The following is a 16,040-nucleotide window of genomic DNA, read 5'->3' on the forward strand; positions in this document are numbered from 1 at the left end:
TCACCGAAACGACGTCAGCCCGCCTACGGTGGCCGGCGGGCGGCTCGGGGGGGCCCGGGCTCAGAGGAGGCGGGCGGTCAGGAGGGCGATGTCGTCGTTGCCGTCGGCCGGGAAGTGGGTCAGGAGCAGTTCGCAGACGGCCTCCGCGTCCTGCGGGGCCGAGGTGAGGACGTGGGACATGCGGGTCATCGCCTCGTCCAGGTCGCCGTCGCGGCGTTCCAGGAGGCCGTCGGTGACCATGACGAGCTGGGTGCCGGGGACGACGGGGACGCGGACGGCGGGCGGGTGGGTCAGGCCGAGGCCGAGCATCGGGCCGTGCTCACGGACGAAGCGGGTGCTGCCGCCGGGGTCGCGCACCGCGAGGGGGAGGTGGCCGGCGTTGGCCACGTGGAGCGTGGCCCCGCTCCCCTCCAGCAGGGCCACACACAAGGTCGCGCCCACCGGGGAATCGACCTGCTGGAGGAGGTTCTCCAGGTGGGCGAGGATGAGGTGCGGGGCGTGCCCCTCCAGGGCGTAGGCGCGCAGCGCGTGCCGCAGTTCCCCCATGACCACGGCGGCGTCGAGCGAGTGCCCGGCCACGTCGCCCACCGCGAGCAGCAGCCCTTCCGGGACGCGCAGGGCCTCGTAGAAGTCGCCGCCGATCTCGGCGGTCTGACTGGCCGGGAGGTAGCGGACAGCGAGTTCGGCGAGCGGGGTGAGGGGCAGCGAGACGGGCAGGAAGGTCCGCTGGAGGGTGAGCGCGAGGGTGTGCTCCTGGCGGTAGGAGCGCAGCGCCTCCAGCGACAGGGCGCAGGCGTGTGCCAGCTGGGTCAGCACTTCCTGGTCGTCGCCGCTGAGCGCGTCCCGCGGCAGGACGACGCCGGCCGCCGACCCGGTGCCCTTGGCCCGCGCCGACGCGACGGCCAGGGGTCGGGCGCCGCCGGTCAGCGGGTCGCCACCGGTGAGGCGGCCCGCCGGCACCACCTCCATGCGTACGCCGACCTCGCCGCGCGGCTGGAGCCGCATCACCTCGCGGGCGAAGGGCTGCGGCGGGTCCGCCACGGCCGCCGTACGCCCGGCCTCGGTGCTCAGCGCTTGGACGAGGCCGTCCTCGGGGGTGCGGACGACCACGACCGCCGCGGTGCCGAAGATCCGGGCCGCACCGACCGCGGTCCGGGCGGCCAGGTCGGCGGCGTCCTCGGCGCTGTAGAAGTCCAGGGTGGCGCGGTTGAGGTCGCTCAGCCGGGCGGCGAGCGTCTCGGCCCGCTGCCGGGCCCGTGCGTAACGCAGGGCCGCGGCGACGGTGGCCAGCAGCTCGTTGGGGGCGACCGGCTCGGTGAGGTACGCGTCGGCGCCGCGGTTGAGCCCCTGGGTGCGGTCGGTGACGCTGATCGCCGAGGCCGACACGTGGATGACCGGCAGTCCCGCGGTCCTGGCGTCGGCCTTGATGAGCTCGCACACCTCGAAGCCGGTCATGTCGGGCAGCCGGACGTCGATCACCGCCGCCTCGGGCAGTTCCGCGCTGTCGCGCAGCAGCGCGAGGGCGCTGCCGCCGTCCTCCGCCTCCACCACCTCGTGCCCGGCCCGGCGTAGATAGGTGCCGAGCACGTAGCGGTTGGTGGGGTTGTCGTCGACGACGAGCACGCGTGCGCCGGCGACCTCGACGGAGGCGTCCGGCGTCATCGGTCGGCCGGCCCCCGGCCGGAGGCGTGCCGGCCGCCGAGCACCGGCGAGAGGACATCGGCCAGCCGGGCCGCGGACAGGTGGGTCTTGCCCAGGACGGCCTGTGCGTGCGCCAGCCGGGAGCGGTCCAGGTCGGAGCGGTCGTTGGCGGTGAGGACGATCACCGGCAACTGGCTCAGTTCCGGGTCCTGGGCCAGCCGGGCCAGGAGCTGGTAGCCGTCGGGCGGCGGCATGCTCAGGTCCAGCAGGACCGCGTCGGGCCGCCGGAGCCGTATCGTGGCCACCGCCTCCGCGCTGTCGCCGACCTCGGTGACCTCGCGGGCCAGCCGGGCGAGAACCGGCCTGACCGTGGTCAGGAACACCGGGTCGTCGTCGACGATGACCAAGCGGTCCAGGCGCTGAGGCGCCTCCCCGGCGCCGTCGCCGCCCGCGCCGCCTTCCCCGTCCGCCCTGCCCTCCGCGCCCTCCGCGGGCGACGGCCCCGCGGGGCGCGAGCCGACCGGGATCTCGATGGCCACCCGGGTGCCCTCCCCCGGTGTGCTGTCCAGGGTCATCCGGCCGCCGAGGAGTTCGGTCAGCCGGCGGGCGTACGGCAGGCCGAGCCCGGTGCCGGAGCGGGCCTTCTGGTGCGGGCCGCGGACCTGGTAGAACTCCTCGAAGACCCGGGCCTGTTCCTCGGCCGGGATGCCGATGCCGGTGTCGGAGACGGTGAAGGTGCACCAGGGCCGGCCGACCCGGTCGGCGTAATCGACGCTGAGCGCGACCTCGCCGTGCTCGGTGAACTTCAGGCTGTTGGACAGCACGTTGCGCAGGATGCGGGTGAGCATCACCTCGTCGGTGACGAGGGGCCGCGGGTGGTCGTCGTCGGGGATGACCAGGGCCACCCCGGGCCGAGTGGTTCCGCGCAGAGTGCCGCGCAGCTGGTGGAGCAGCATCCGCAGGTCAGTGGGTACCAGCTCCGGTTCCAGACGTCCGGACTCCGCCTTGGCGACGTCGAGCAGCTCCTCCACGAGGGCGAGCATGGTGCTGCCCGAGGCGGCGATCATCTGGATCTGCTGGCGCTGTTCGTCGGTGAGGGGGTCGGCGTCGGGGGCCAGCAGCAGCCGGGTCAGGCCGATGACGGCGTTGACCGGTGAGCGCAGCTCGTGGCTGACGTTGGCCCAGAAACGGGTCTTGGCCTCGTTGAGCAGGCTGAGTTCCCGCGTCTTCTCCTCCAGTTCGGCGTAGAGAGCCACCACACCGCTGTTGGTGGTCTCCAGTTCGCTGGACAGCTCGGCGTACAGGGCCATGACGCCCTGGTTGGTCTCCTCCAGCTCCTGATTGAGCCGCTGGAGCTCCTCCTGGTGCGCGCGGGCCTGCTGGAGTGCGGCGAGCAGGTCGTGATTCTGGCTCCGCAGCTCCTCGCCCATGCTCACGCTGCCCAGTCCCACCAACTCCTCCCGTACCCCGGCGGCCAGCTCCCGGACGGGCTGGGCTGTCTCCGGGAGCTGTTGCCCGAGAATCACGCGCGGAAACGGATCCTTTTCCCATCGGCACGTGTGCAGCAGGCGGTGGGCCGCCTGCAAGGCGCCGGAGTTCGGCCGGTGCTCGTCGTACCAGCCGAACACGGCCGTGATCTGCGGCCGTTCGCCGGCGACCAGGACCAGCCGGCCGGTCAGTCCCCGGGCGCCCAGCAGGTCCCGGCCCACCTCGCCGACCACGGTGGCCAGGCGTACGGTCTCGGCCTCGGACATGCCCAGCCGGCGGCAGGCGACCTGGACGTCCCGGCGCATGGCCAGCAGCTCGCGTTCGCCGGCGACGACGAGCGACAGGACGCACAGCGGATCGTCGTCCCCGACGGCCGGGGTCGGGGGCGTCCCCGGGACCGCCGGGCCACCGGTCACGACGGGACCTTGACCACGACGACCCCCGCGTCGTCGCGCCGGGTGCCCGCCTGCCACAGGAGCTGGGCGGCGACGAGCGCCGGGATCTGCGCGATGAGTCCCGGGAACTGGGCGGGCTGCCACCGGCTGTTGAGGCCGTCGGAGTGCAGCACCAGGACGCTGCCGGGCGGCAGGTCGGCGGTGAAGGTCTGCGGGCGGGTGATGTTGTGCCCGACGATGCCGGGGGTGGACATCAGGTTCTGCCGGGAGTCGGCGCCGAGCACGACGGAGGTGATGTTGCCGGCCCCGCACAGCGCCACCCGGCGCGCGGCCGGGTCCACCCGCGCCACCGCGATCGCCGCCCCGCGGGTGCCCTTGAGCCGGGTGTGGATGTCGGCCAGGACCCGCGCCGGTTCGCCGGCCCCGCTCTCCCGGAACGCCAGTCGTGCCTCGTCGCTGGCGCGGGCGGCGAGCGGGCCGTGGCCCAGGCCGTCGCACATCATCACCAGCACGTACGGCGGGCCGTCGGCGGGGTGCTCCTCGCGTACCGCCCAGGTGTCGCCGCAGCTCGTCTCGCCGCTGATGGGCCGGGTCAGGCCGCTGACCTGCGCGACCGAAGGCGGCGGCGACTGCTGCTGCGGGTCGGCCGCGGGGGCGGTGAAGCGCGCGTAGAGCCCGGTGCCGCGGCCGGGCAGGGTGTGGATGGCGAACAGGTCGGCGAGCCGGCGGATGGCGCCGAGCCCGACCCCCAGCGTGCCTGCGGTGGAGGACCCGTCGCGCAGCGCGGCGCCGAGGTCGGCGATGCCGGGGCCGCTGTCCAGCGCCAGCAGTTCGACGGCGGCCTGGGTGCCGTACGCGGTGACGCGCAGGGCCAGGGCGCCGTCCACGGCGTGCCGCTGGAGGTTGGTGGCCGCTTCGGTGACCGCGAGGGCGAGGTCGGCGGCCCGGCTCTCGGTGAGCCCGATCCGGCGGGCCAGCGCGGTGGCCTCCCGCCGGCCGGCCGAGGCCAGCCCCTCGCCGGACCGCAGCCACAGCACCTCGCCCGCTTCGACGGGCGACGCCGCCGCGTTCATCGCGCCCACTTGACGACCACGACCTGGGTGCCCTTCCCCGGCGCGGAGACCAGTTCGAACTCGTCGGCCAGCCGCCGGGCTCCGCTCAGCCCGAGGCCCATGCCCCGGCCCGACGACCAGCCGTCGGTCAGCGCCAGGTCCAGATCGGGGATGCCGGGACCGTCGTCGCGGAACGTCACCTTCACGCCGGTGCGGCTGCCGCGGGTGACGATGCTCACCCGCATGGTCCCGCCGCCGCCGTAGGTCAGGGTGTTACGGGCCAGCTCGCTGGCGGCGGTGACCAGTTTCGTCTGGTCCACCAGCGAAAGGCGGGCCTGCTGGGCGAGCGTGCGGACGGTCTGCCGCGCTCTGACCACATCGCCGTTGCCGACGATGGGTGACTCCTCTGCCGTCGACTCCTCGACCGGCTCGACGCCGGACGTCACCGGCGTACCGGACCCTCGTCCCGGGATCGGCGCAGCTCGCCGATGCCCTGCTCCAGATTGAGCGCGGTCCGCACACCGCCCAGGGACAGCCCCAGCTCGACCAGGGTCATCGCCACCGCAGGCCGCATGCCGACGACGACCGTCTCGGCGCCGAGCACCCGGGAGATGGCGGCGATGGTGGCCAGCATCCGTCCGACGAAGGAGTCGACGATCTCCAGCGCGGAGATGTCGATCACGACGCCGTGGGCGCCGGTGTCGACGATCCGCTGGGACAGGTCTTCCTGAAGGTCCATCACCATCTGGTCCTCCAGGTCGATCTGGATGGAGACCAGCAGCACGTCGCCGATCTTCAGGATCGGCACCCGGTCGGTCATGCCAGCCCGCCGATCCCGGCGGCGGCCTCGCGCTGCTCGATACGGCGCAGCGCGTGCCGGAGGGCGTCGGCCAGGGTCGCTTTGGTGGTGATGTCGCCGAACTCGATGCCCAGCGCCACTATGGTCTGGGCTATCTGCGGGCGTATGCCGGATATGGTGCATTCCGCACCCATCATCCGGGCCGCGACGACCGTCTTGAGCAGGTGCTGGGCGACCTGGGTGTCCACCGACGGGACGCCGGTGATGTCCACGATGGCGTGGGTGGCGTTCTGGTCCAGCAGCGACTGGAGCAGCTTCTCCATCACCACCTGGGTGCGGGCCGAGTCCAGGGTGCCGACCAGCGGGACGCCCACGATGCCGTCCCAGAGCTTGACCACCGGAGTCGACAGCTCCAGCAGTTGCTCGGCCTGGGCGGAGATGATCTCCTCGCGGGTCTTGGCGTGCGTCTCGACGGTGTACAGGCCCAGGTCGTCCAGCACGCGGGCGAACTGGAGGTACGCCGCGATGTCCTCGCTGCGGGAAAGGGCGGGCTCCAGCACCTCCTTGAGCGCGAAGACGCCGAAGGCCGTCTCGGTCGGGCTGAACCCCTGGCGGGCCCGGCTGCGGGACAGCTCGGTGAGCAGGCTGCGGACCTCGCCGTACGCCTCGTTGCGGGTGGCCAGGCCGCCGTCCCGCAGGGCCACGATCAGGGCCCCGTACAGGTCGGTGAGGTCCTGCTGCACCTCGGCCGGGGTGATCCGGCCGGCGAGGGTCGAGGTGACGGTGCTCACCCACCGTGCGATGAACTCGTCCCGTCCTTCCGACAACAGGCTCAGCAACCGGTCCGACTCGTCGTGCGCCATCCGGCACCCCTTTCGTCCGTCGTCGTTCGACAGGGAGACTACGGCATGACCTGCTGCCCGGCCGATGGCAGCACCGAAGTCCGGGCGGGGCCCGCGGCCACGGCGGAAATCAGGTCTGCGCGGCGATCACCGCGCAGAGGGCGGCCACGCCGAGGGCCAGCCAGGCGAGGTAGTCGCCGAGGTGCCCGGAGTGCAGACGCCGCAGGCCACGGGCGGTGGCGCCGATCGCCCGGTGCCAGGTCGGGGGCCGGGTCGTGGCGAGGACGGCGAGCGCGACAGCCAGGGCGGCGGACAGCAGCCCGAGCAGCACCCCGGCGCCGGTCCACGCGTCCGGTACGGGCCCGGGGGTGCCCGGGTGCGCGGTGGCGGCCGCGGCGGGACCGAGGACGGCCGCACGGTAGGCGGCGGGGTCGGTGAACGTACCGGCGCCGCCGGCCAGTGCGCGGGCGACGGCCGGCACGCAGCCCAGCAGCACGCACCCGGCGAGCAGGGCGGCGGGCACGGCGACCATCATCGGCGGCAAAGCGCGCCGGGGCCCGCGGATCTCCGGTTCCTCGCCCTCGCCCGTGGTCTCAGGTTCGCCCGGCCGCGGGCGGGGCGTCTCGCCGAAGCCCCAGAAGATCCGCAGGGCGGCGCGGAGCACGGTGCCGCCGGTCACCGCGGACACGACGACGAAGACGGCGGGCAGCCACGGGTGGCCGTGACCGGCGGCGTCCTCGGTGAGGCCCTTGCCCAGGCCCGTGCCGAAGGGCGGCAGTCCGGCCAGCGCGAGGGCGCCGATGACGAACAGCACGCCGACCAGCCGCAGTTCGCGAGCCCTGCCGTACAGGCCGGGCTCGTCGACGGACCCGTAGCGGTCCAGCAGGACGCCGGTGAGGCCGAACAGCGCGGCCTTGGCGCAGCCGTGCGCGGCCACGTACAGCGCGGTGCCGGCCGTGCCGTCCGGGGTGAGCAGCGCGATCCCCACGACGAACAGGCCGACGTGGCCGATGGTGGAGAAGGCGAGCATGCGCTTGAGGTGCCGCTGCTGCCAGCACATCGCCGCGCCGGTCAGGGCGGTGAGGACGCCCAGCGCGAGGAAGGTGCGGCGGAACGCGTCGTCGGGGACGCCGCCCGGTCCGGAGAACACCGTCCAGTGGATCCGGGCGATGCCGTAGACGCCGAGTTCCACCATCACCCCGGACAGCAGCATGCACACCGGCGTCGGGGCGACGGCGTGCGCGTCGGGCAGCCAGAAGTGGAAGGGGACCACGGCTGCCTTGACCAGCATGGCCGTGATCACCAGGACGAAGGCGGTGACGACGAGGAGGTCGGTGCGGTGGCCGGCGAGCCCGCGGCCAAGGGCGGCGAGGTTCAACTGCCCGGTACGGGCGTAGAGCAGGCCGATGCCGAGCAGGGAGCAGTAGGCGGCGAAGGAGTTGACGACGCCGAAGGTGAGCGCGCCCTGCAGCGGGCGCGGGTCCTCGATGCGATAACCCGTCAGGGCGTAGGCGGTGGCGCCCATCAGCTCGAAAAAGACGAACGCGTTGAACAGGTCCCCGGTGAGCGCGAAGCCGACCATTCCGGCCTCGAAGAGGAGCACCATGGCCGGGAAGACACCGGCCCGTTCGCCGGACGGCTCGTCGAAGTACCGCCAGGAGTAGACGACGACGGCGAGCACCAGGCACGCGGCGAGCAGGGCCAGCCCGGCCCCGAGCCGGTCGGCCGCCAGGACGATCCCGACCTGGGCCGGCCAGCCGCCCAGCGGCGCGGTGGCGACGCCGTGGGTGTGCGGCCACAGCAGCGCCAGGCACACCACGTCCCCGACGGCGACCGCGGTGGCCAGGACGTCGCAGCCGGTACGGGGCAGCACCCGCCCGGCGACCGCCAGCAGCACCGCGCCGAACAGCGGGATCGCCACGGCCAGCGGCAGCAGGGTGGCGGTCGGCACGCGGTCAGCCCCTCAGACCGGTCAGCGCCTGCGGGTCCACGGTCCCGTGCCTTTTGCGCAACTGGATGGTCAGGGCGAGCAGCAGCGCGGTGACCGTCGCGCCCACCACCACGTCGGTGAGGGCGAGCGCCTGGACGACGGGGTCCACCACCGGACGGGACCCGGGCCGCAGGTCGGAGAAGACCGGGGCGGTGCCGCCGCGCCGGTAGCCGACGGAGAGCAGCAGTACGTACGTGGAGGACTGCGCGACCGCCAGGCACCCGATCGCGTGGATCAGGTTACGGCTGGTCACCAGCCCGTAGAGGGCCACCAGCAGGATCCATCCGGCGGCGAGATACGGCCACGGGCCCATCAGCGCGCCTCCTCCGGCTCGTCGTTTCCGGTGATCTCGACGGCCTGGTCCAGGAAATGGGCGAGCAGCACGATCACGCCGGACGCCACCTCGACCCCGACCGCAGCGTTGAGCAGCGGCACCGTGCCGCCGGAAGTGATCTCGTTGAAGGTGCCCAGCGGCAGCACGTTCTTCAGGAAGGCGCCGGCCGCGGCGAGCCCGGCCAGGCCCATGGCGGTGAAGGCGCCGGCGGCCAGCGAGTCCGCCACGTCGAGGACGGCGAGCGGGCGCACTTTTTCCAGGACCCGGTAGTCGGCGGCGATGTACCCCAGGTGCAGGGCGGTGGCCAGCACGACACCGCCCTGGAAGCCGCCGCCGGGGCTCAACTGGCCGTGGGCGACGATGTACACGCCGACCACGAGGGCGACCGGCAGCCAGATCACCCCGAACAGCCGGGTGGTGGGCAGGACCCGCTCCGACGCGGCGGGCCGCCGGCGCTCGTCGCGGGCCAGGCGCAGCAGCAGGGTGGCGCCGAGCACGGTGCCGAAGAGGATCGACTCCTCACCAAGGGTGTCGAAGGCGCGGATGTCGAAGTTCACCGACGACACCACATTCGCCGTGCGGTGGGCGAGCGACGCCGCCACCGCCCGGTCGCCGTACGGGTGGGAGGCCCTGCCGAAGGACGGCGTCTCGGCGGACGCGACGCCGTAGAACACCCCGATGACGATCGCGGCGGCCGCGAACATCAGCAGCCGGGCCCGCGCGCTCATCGCCCGGTCCCGTCGTCGCGGTCCGCCCCGCCGGCTCCGGGGCGGGAGCCGGCGGTCGAACGGCGGGAGACCTTGCGGACGGTGAGCAGGATCAGCAGCGGCGTCAGCGCGGTGCCCACGGCCAGTTGGGACAGTGCGACGTCGGGCGCCTGGAGCACCGCGAAGAGCACCGACAGGCCGAGGCCCATGGCGGCGAGCACGACGGCCTGCCGTACCGGCTCGCGGGTCAGCACGGCGATCGTGGCGCACACGGTCACGAACCCGATCGCGACGGCCACCAGCGGCGTGTTCACCGCTCCCCCCGCTCGCCGGCCTGCCACGACGCCTTGCCGACGGCGATGGTGCTCGCCGTGCCGCCGACCGCGAACAGGGCCCCGATCAGCAGCGTCTTGACCGCCGCGCGGCCCGCGCCCTGGTCGACGGCGACGGCCACGGCGATCAGCGGCACCCCCAGACAGGACGCGGGGGCCAGCGCGTGCAGGCGCGGGAAGGTCCCGCGCAGGCGGAGCAGTGCCACGGCGGACAGCAGGACGCAGGCCACGCCCGCCCACAGCAGTACCAGGACACAGACATGAGCAGCACTCATCCGGGATTCCCCTCGCCTTCCGGCCGCCCACCGGGCGCCGAGTTCCGCGGCCCCGCCGGGCCCGTGCCGGAGCCGTCGCCGGGACCGTCCTGCGCGTCGTAGGCCCGGCCCGCCACGAAGCGGGTGAAGACCAGCGTCCCGGCGGGTGAAAGGACGGCCAGCACAAGAGCCATGTCCTGGTAGGAGGACCGGCCGTACCCCTGCGGGAGGAGCAGGAACACCGCGCCCACCACGGTCGACAGCAGCGACACCGAGGCGAGGCGCCGTACCTCCTGCCCGTGTGCCGCGCCCCACAGGCACACCGGGCCGGCGGCGGCGAGCAGGACGAGGGCCGCGGCGATCCAGGCGTTCACCGCGGGCCGCCTTCCCCGGGCCGGAATTGGCCGCCTTGCCGAGTCAGCAGGCGCTCGACCGGACCGGGATCGGAGCCCAGGGCGTGTACGCGCACCTCGCCGTCGTCGTCCGCCTGGACGACGCAGGTGTCGGGCGAGGCCGCCAGGGCCAGGCCCGCCCAGCCGACTCCCGTACCGCCGCGCACCGCGACCTGCCGGAAGGCCGGGGCACGTTCGGCGGAGCCGAGGAGGGAGGCGACCAGCAGGCCGAACCCGCGGACCACGGACCACGGCAGCAGCAGTACGGCGCGCAGCGCCCCGCGGGTCCCGCCGAGTGTCACGCCGGCCGCCAGCCGGACCCACCGGGCAGCGAATGCCGCACCGCCTCCGGCAGCGCCGGCCACCGCCAAGTCCACCGGACCCACTGAGCTGATGGACATCACGGTCAGCCCGAACAGCGCGGCCCACCATGTGCCCACCTCGATCACCGCCGCACGTACCGTGCGCGCTGCGTCCGTGTGCGCTTCGCCTCCCACAGCCGCGCTCCGTTCCCCGCGTGCTTCACCTGGTATTCGTCGGCGTTCGCCCGCATCCGGTCGCTTTTTGATGCGTCGGATGCGATGCGCCCGCGTTCATCGCGTTCACCCGCGTTCACCGTGTGCATTCTCGGTCCCGGTCCGTCGCGCGGCCCGGCCCCGGCGGCCCCGCGTCGTACGCCTCACCCGAACGGCCGCACGGGACCCGCACCGGACCCGCACGGGACACGTGGACCGCGGGCCCGGGGCACCTACCCGGCATCCGCACCGTCAGTCCGGGGGCCTCGGGCGTACGCCGGGCATGTGTCGGACGCGGCAAGGGGGGCACGCGGGACAGGACAGGACAGAACCACGTCAGGAAAGCGCCAGGAAAACCGGAAAACCAGACAGGAACCAGCCAGGAAAGGGGAGACCGCGCATGTCGGCCATCGAGGAATCGATCGAGGTAGCCGTACCCGTCTCCACGGCGTACAACCAGTGGACGCAGTTCGAGGAGTTCCCGGAGTTCATGGACGGGGTCGAGCGCATCGAGCAGCGCACCCCCACCCTCCTGCACTGGGTGACGAAGGTGAACGGCGTACAGCGGGAGTTCGACACCGAGATCACCGAGCAGATACCCGACGAGCGGGTCGCGTGGACCACGGTCGCCGGGGAGGCGCGGCAGGCCGGGGTCGTGACGTTCCATCGGCTCGACCCGATGCACACCAAGGTCATGGTGCAGATGGAGCACGACCCCCAGGGCATCGCCGACACCGTGGGCGACAAGCTCGGCTTCGTCCGCCACCAGACCAAGGGCGACTTGCGGCGCTTCAAGAGCTACATCGAGTCGCGCGGCGCCGAGACCGGCTCCTGGCGCGGCCAGGTGTGACGACCCCTCACCCGCCCACAGATCCCACCGAGGAGGGACCACTGATGACGTCAGCCCATGACGAACGAACCGCCGCCGCACAGCTGCCCGACGGCGACGTCGTCGCACTTCTGCTGGAGCAGCACGCGCGAATCCGCGACCTGTTCGCCGAGGTCGGCCGGTGCACCGGGATCCAGCGGCGGCGCGCCTTCGACGATCTGCGCGCCCTGCTGGCCGTTCACGAGGCGGCCGAGGAACTCATCATCCGGCCGGTGGCGAAGAAGACCGCCGGGGCGGACGAGGCCGAGGCCCGCAACTCCGAGGAGAAGGAGGCGAGCGAGGTCCTGAAGAAGCTGGAGGGCATGGACGTCTCCAGCCCCGGGTTCGAGATCGCGCTCGCGGAGTTCGAGCAGGCGGTGAGCAACCACGCCGAGCACGAGGAGACGGAGGAGTTCCCCGCGCTCGTCGCCCAGTGCACCGCGGACCAGCGGCACGCCATGGGCGAGCGGCTGCGCAGGGCAGAACGCCTCGCACCCAGCCACCCGCACCCGTCGGCCGCCGGCTCACCCGCCGCGCTGCGGATGACCGGCCCCTTCGCCGCGATGATGGACAAGGCCCGCGACGCGATCGGCCACTGAACATCGACTACCCGGAAACCACGTGAGCGAGGTCACACACTTCCGAGGCCACAGGTGGGCATGCGGCGGGCCGCACGTCGGTTCTGAATAAGTGCCGCCGATGAGGAATCGGAGGCAAGCGAGCCGCCCCGGCGACGAAACATCGCCCCGTGACGACCCACTTCCTTGCTTTGATATGCGATACCGCGTGCCCGCGGTATCCGGGAGGTGCATCACCCATGGCTCTCAGCCCTCGCTACGCGATCAACACACTCGGCGTCGTCGCCGGCGGATTCCTCGCCGTCTCCGCCATGAGCTTCTCGGCGGACGTCACCGGATGGATCGCCTTCGGGGTCTCCACCGCCGTCACGGTCGCCGCTCTGGCCGGCCTGGCCTTCACCCGACGGCTCCCGGCCCGGATCGGCCACGGCGCCCTCGCCCTGGTCGGCGGCTGGTCGCTGATCGCCGCGCTGGTCTTCTCCGGCCCGACGCTGACCTGGCTGGCCTTCGCCGACGCCCTGGCGCTTGCCGCCACCGCTCTCGCCGACCTCACCGCCCACGAGTTGGGCACCGAGCGGGTCGTCCACTCGCTCGAGGTCCGCGGCCCGGTGGCCACGGAGCGCGAGGCCGGCACGCACACCATGAGCGGCCTCGCCGCCTGACACATCGCGACGGCCTGACACATCGAGGGGCCCGGAACACCGATTGGTGTTCCGGGCCCCTCAGTACATGTGACGCCGCCGGGACCGCCCGCCCGGCCGTGACCACGAAATTCTCCGAAACATTACTAATGTTCTGGACACCAAGGCTCGGTCTGTATGCTATGCGCGGCCACGGGGGCGGGGGCGGCGCCGCGGGAAGGGGACCATGAGCCGAATTGGCAGGCCACGGCTTTTCGACGCCGACGAGGCGCTGGACGCCGCACTGCGCGTGTTCTGGACGCAAGGCTACGAAGGCGCCACGCTCAGCCACCTGACCGAGGCCATGGGCATCAACCGGCCCGCGCTGTACGCCGCTTTCCACAGCAAGAAGGAACTCTTCTACCAGGCGGTCGACCGCTATTACGCGTTCGACGCGGCCCACACCCTGCAAGCGCTGGTGGAGCCCACCGCACGGCAGGTCGTGGAGCAGTACTTGCTGCGCAGCGTGGAGCAACTCACGGACGAGCGTCGCCCGATGGGGTGTTTCGTGCTCCAGGGCGGATTCGTCTGCGGCCCGGAGAACCAGGACGTGGCCGACCACATGGCCGGGCTGCGCCATGCCGCGGAGACGGACCTGCGCCGCCGGTTCATGCGGGCGAAGGCGGCCGGTGACCTGCCGTCCGACCACGATCCGGCCGAACTCGCCGCGTACGTGGTGACCGTACGGCACGGCCTGGCGGTCATGGCCCGCGACGGCTCCCCGCGCGACGCCCTCACCAGGACGGCCCGGCGCGCGGTGGCAGGGCTCGCGCTGGACTCAGGCCGCGGCCGGCCGTAGCGCGTAGTGCACCGACCGGCCCTCCTTGGACCGCTCGGCAACTCCCTTGGCCACCAGGGACTCCAGGGTGTTACGGACCACCACGGTGCTGACGGTCCGGTCCTCGTCGTAGTTGTTGAGCATTTCCGTCACGTCGAGCACGGAGGTCGGTTCGGATCGGCCTTCGAGGTAGCGCACCACGAGTTCGACCAGCGTGGGCCCGCCGCCGCTCCGGCGCCGCCGCCCCGGTACGGCCGCCCGCCGGGGCGCCTCGGCGGGCGCGGGCGCAGCGGCCTTCGGCGTACGGGCAGCGGCCCCGGACCCGTCGGCCTCCGGGACGGTGGCAGCGGGCAGTTCCCCGGTGCGGATCGCGGCCAGGTCGGCCTGCGACGCCGCCGGCCCGGCGCCCCGCCGCGTGTCCGGCAGCCGGTCCAGCAGATCGGCCAGCCAGCCGCGGTCCTTGGCGAGGCGGTCGAGCCGGGCGTGTGTCTCGGCGATTTCCGCGTCCACCCGCGCCAGATCGGCACGGATCCGGTCGACGTAGACATCGGTCAGGCTTTGCGTGGCGGACTGCTCCGACATGTGCCGGCCTCCCCTGCCATCGGCGGGTGACTCCATAGGGATTGACTCTGTATGTATAGCCGCTCGTGACGGCAATGTCAGAACGCGCAGGAGTGGGCGGAGAACATTTGCTACCGATGGGTAGGGTACGGCGAGTCCGCCCGCCCACCGGCGGGGATCAGCCCGTTCCCGACCGGGACCGATCGGTCGTGAATTGGCTTCATTGGCGGTACGCGCCCGGGACGTTGGTGTCCGGCTCGGCCATTTGCCGGACAGTGTGCGTCAGAACCGCACCGGAGCGCGCGTTTCCCGGCAGAAACCGGGTTCCCGGGACCGGGTCCGGGCGGCAATCCACCGCGGTTTGCCCCTTTGCCGGGTCTTTTCCGATCGGCCGGTCGCCAATGACGGGCCGCACGTCCGCCGCTTCCCCGGGCGGCTACGGACAGCGAACCCGCCGCCGCGCGGCCCGTACGGCGGCCCGTACACGTACCCCTGGTAACCAGGGCCTCGACCGCATCGGCGGCATGCTCACATGTGTCACGGCGGGCACACCACGGACACACCGAGATGTGCGGATCGTCCGGGCCGCCGTCACCGCCACCGCCACCGAGCCCGTTCCCGGCCGACCCGCGTGATCGAGTAGGGTGCGGGTTCCGGCGCGCCGCCTGTCATGGCCGCGCCGTTCACTGCAACCCGAGTCCAAATGTGGGGGGAAGTGTCCACTCATCGGATGCCGAAATGGCGCCGGTACACCGCCTGGGCCGTGGCGGGCGCGGCCGTGCTGGTCGGCGGCGCGCTGACGGCCCAGGCCACAACCACGTCGACGACGTCCCGGCCCGCCCCGGCGCTGTACGCGGGCCGCGCCTTCGACACCTGCACGGCCCCGTCGCTGTCGACGATGAAGGCTTGGAAGGCGTCCCGCTTCTACGGCGCCGCCGCCGTGTACGTGGGCGGCAAGAACCGCGGGTGCGCGCAGCCGCAGCTCACCGCGTCGTGGGTCAAGTCGGTGAGCGCGAACGGCTGGAAGCTGATCCCGATCTACGTGGGCGCGCAGCCGCCGTGCCAGACCGGCAGCAACCCCGAGCGCCTCTCGGCGACCAACGCCGCCTCGCTGGGCGCCACCGACGGCGCGGACGCGGCGGCGAAGGCGTCGGCGCTCGACATGAAGGCCGGCAGCACGGTCTACCTGGACATGGAGGCGTACGACACCTCCAACAGCTCCTGCGTGACCTCGGTCCTGACCTACATCCGCGCCTGGGACAAGGCCGTTGCCGGCAAGGGCTACTGGGCCGGTTTCTACGGCTTCCGCAGCACCAGCGCCGCGGCCGTCGCCACCGCCAAGGACCGGACGAACCTGCCCGACGCCCTCTGGTACGCGCTCTACGACAAGGTCCCCAGCACCACCACCGACTGGCCGTACGCCTCCACGCTGTGGACCGGCCACCGCAGGGGCCACCAGTACCTGGTCAACAGCAAGGAGGCGCACAACGGCGTCACCCTGACCGTTGACCGCGACGCCTGGGACGGCCCGGTCGCCATCACCGGCTGACCGTACGGTCTTCCGCCGCGGAACGGGCGGGTGGCGGCCATGGCGACATGGCGGCCACCCGCCCGTTCCTTTGAGCTCAAGACCCCGGCTGAACTCAGGGCTCGGGCTGAACAGGACTCGGGCTGAACAGGACTCCGGCTGAGTTCAGGACTCCGGCGCTAGTACTCCAGCAGGACTTTGAGGCTTGACCTGGGGAAACGTCGGGCGGTGGGAGTGTAGCGGCCGATCGGCGGTCACGGGTGTGTTCCGTGCGTCCGCCCTTCGAACGAGTGCCCACGCCGCCGG

At 72.7% G+C, this 16,040-nt stretch carries 19 protein-coding genes; 5 read left to right on the forward strand and 14 right to left on the reverse strand.

The genetic code is table 11. The features are described from left to right. Positions 1-60 precede the first annotated feature (60 nt). The 13 genes from ITX44_RS28330 to ITX44_RS42815 all read right to left on the reverse strand — a co-directional run bounded on the left by ITX44_RS28330 (position 61) and on the right by ITX44_RS42815 (position 10,723). Positions 61-1,662 carry a fused response regulator/phosphatase gene (locus tag ITX44_RS28330; protein WP_205360326.1) on the reverse strand — a complete coding sequence of 534 codons (1,602 nt, stop codon included), beginning with the start codon at positions 1,660-1,662 and terminating at the stop codon, positions 61-63. Continuing rightward, complete coding sequence (locus ITX44_RS28335) at positions 1,659-3,545, reverse strand: ATP-binding response regulator (RefSeq protein WP_307795526.1); 1,887 nt, start codon at positions 3,543-3,545, stop codon at positions 1,659-1,661. Before ITX44_RS28335 ends, ITX44_RS28330 begins: the two co-directional genes overlap by 4 nt. Further along, complete coding sequence (locus tag ITX44_RS28340) at positions 3,542-4,597, reverse strand: ATP-binding SpoIIE family protein phosphatase (RefSeq protein ID WP_205360328.1); 1,056 nt, start codon at positions 4,595-4,597, stop codon at positions 3,542-3,544. The genes ITX44_RS28335 and ITX44_RS28340 overlap by 4 nt, the downstream gene beginning before the upstream one ends. Continuing rightward, positions 4,594-5,022: an anti-sigma regulatory factor gene (locus tag ITX44_RS28345; protein ID WP_205360330.1), complete on the reverse strand. Its 429-nt coding sequence runs from the start codon at positions 5,020-5,022 to the stop codon at positions 4,594-4,596. The genes ITX44_RS28340 and ITX44_RS28345 overlap by 4 nt, the downstream gene beginning before the upstream one ends. Then, the gene (locus tag ITX44_RS28350) at positions 5,019-5,396 is read right to left on the reverse strand and encodes an STAS domain-containing protein (RefSeq protein WP_205360334.1); all 378 of its coding nucleotides are present in this window, start codon (positions 5,394-5,396) and stop codon (positions 5,019-5,021) included. The genes ITX44_RS28345 and ITX44_RS28350 overlap by 4 nt, the downstream gene beginning before the upstream one ends. Next, positions 5,393-6,238: an STAS domain-containing protein gene (locus tag ITX44_RS28355; protein WP_205360336.1), complete on the reverse strand. Its 846-nt coding sequence runs from the start codon at positions 6,236-6,238 to the stop codon at positions 5,393-5,395. The genes ITX44_RS28350 and ITX44_RS28355 overlap by 4 nt, the downstream gene beginning before the upstream one ends. 109 nt (positions 6,239-6,347) lie before the next feature. Further along, positions 6,348-8,168, reverse strand: a complete 1,821-nt coding sequence (locus ITX44_RS28360; protein WP_205360338.1) for a complex I subunit 5 family protein — start codon at positions 8,166-8,168, stop codon at positions 6,348-6,350. Positions 8,169-8,172: 4 nt separating this feature from the next. Then, positions 8,173-8,520, reverse strand: coding sequence for a sodium:proton antiporter (locus ITX44_RS28365; RefSeq protein ID WP_205360340.1), 348 nt, complete (start codon positions 8,518-8,520; stop codon positions 8,173-8,175). Then, positions 8,520-9,269: an MnhB domain-containing protein gene (locus ITX44_RS28370; protein ID WP_205360341.1), complete on the reverse strand. Its 750-nt coding sequence runs from the start codon at positions 9,267-9,269 to the stop codon at positions 8,520-8,522. Before ITX44_RS28370 ends, ITX44_RS28365 begins: the two co-directional genes overlap by 1 nt. Next, positions 9,266-9,562: a Na(+)/H(+) antiporter subunit B gene (locus ITX44_RS28375; RefSeq protein ID WP_205360342.1), complete on the reverse strand. Its 297-nt coding sequence runs from the start codon at positions 9,560-9,562 to the stop codon at positions 9,266-9,268. The genes ITX44_RS28370 and ITX44_RS28375 overlap by 4 nt, the downstream gene beginning before the upstream one ends. After that, positions 9,559-9,855: a cation:proton antiporter gene (locus ITX44_RS28380; protein ID WP_205360343.1), complete on the reverse strand. Its 297-nt coding sequence runs from the start codon at positions 9,853-9,855 to the stop codon at positions 9,559-9,561. The genes ITX44_RS28375 and ITX44_RS28380 overlap by 4 nt, the downstream gene beginning before the upstream one ends. Continuing rightward, positions 9,852-10,208, reverse strand: a complete 357-nt coding sequence (locus ITX44_RS42810; protein WP_205360344.1) for an MrpF/PhaF family protein — start codon at positions 10,206-10,208, stop codon at positions 9,852-9,854. The genes ITX44_RS28380 and ITX44_RS42810 overlap by 4 nt, the downstream gene beginning before the upstream one ends. After that, complete coding sequence (locus tag ITX44_RS42815) at positions 10,205-10,723, reverse strand: hypothetical protein (RefSeq protein ID WP_205360345.1); 519 nt, start codon at positions 10,721-10,723, stop codon at positions 10,205-10,207. Before ITX44_RS42815 ends, ITX44_RS42810 begins: the two co-directional genes overlap by 4 nt. Before the next feature lie 418 nt (positions 10,724-11,141). Between ITX44_RS42815 and ITX44_RS28395 the strand changes: the two genes are divergently transcribed. The 4 genes from ITX44_RS28395 (at position 11,142) to ITX44_RS28410 (ending at position 13,666) form a co-directional block, all read left to right on the forward strand. Then, entirely contained in the window at positions 11,142-11,591 is a 450-nt protein-coding gene (locus tag ITX44_RS28395) for an SRPBCC family protein (RefSeq protein WP_205360346.1), read from the forward strand. A 44-nt stretch (positions 11,592-11,635) separates the two neighbouring features. Further along, complete coding sequence (locus ITX44_RS28400) at positions 11,636-12,208, forward strand: hemerythrin domain-containing protein (protein WP_205360350.1); 573 nt, start codon at positions 11,636-11,638, stop codon at positions 12,206-12,208. 218 nt (positions 12,209-12,426) lie between these two features. Next, complete coding sequence (locus tag ITX44_RS28405) at positions 12,427-12,849, forward strand: hypothetical protein (protein WP_205360351.1); 423 nt, start codon at positions 12,427-12,429, stop codon at positions 12,847-12,849. Positions 12,850-13,054: 205 nt separating this feature from the next. Next, the gene (locus tag ITX44_RS28410) at positions 13,055-13,666 is read left to right on the forward strand and encodes a TetR/AcrR family transcriptional regulator (RefSeq protein ID WP_205360352.1); all 612 of its coding nucleotides are present in this window, start codon (positions 13,055-13,057) and stop codon (positions 13,664-13,666) included. Here the strand turns inward: ITX44_RS28410 and ITX44_RS28415 are convergent. Continuing rightward, complete coding sequence (locus ITX44_RS28415) at positions 13,646-14,227, reverse strand: hypothetical protein (protein ID WP_205360353.1); 582 nt, start codon at positions 14,225-14,227, stop codon at positions 13,646-13,648. The two genes, ITX44_RS28410 and ITX44_RS28415, sit on opposite strands and share 21 nt — an antisense overlap. A gap of 694 nt (positions 14,228-14,921) precedes the next feature. On the opposite strand from ITX44_RS28415, the gene ITX44_RS28420 reads away from it, so the two are divergent. Further along, complete coding sequence (locus ITX44_RS28420) at positions 14,922-15,755, forward strand: glycoside hydrolase domain-containing protein (RefSeq protein ID WP_205360354.1); 834 nt, start codon at positions 14,922-14,924, stop codon at positions 15,753-15,755. The last annotated feature ends 285 nt before the right edge of the window (positions 15,756-16,040 follow it).

The organism is Actinacidiphila acididurans, assembly GCF_016918855.1.
GTDB lineage: Bacteria > Actinomycetota > Actinomycetes > Streptomycetales > Streptomycetaceae > Actinacidiphila > Actinacidiphila acididurans.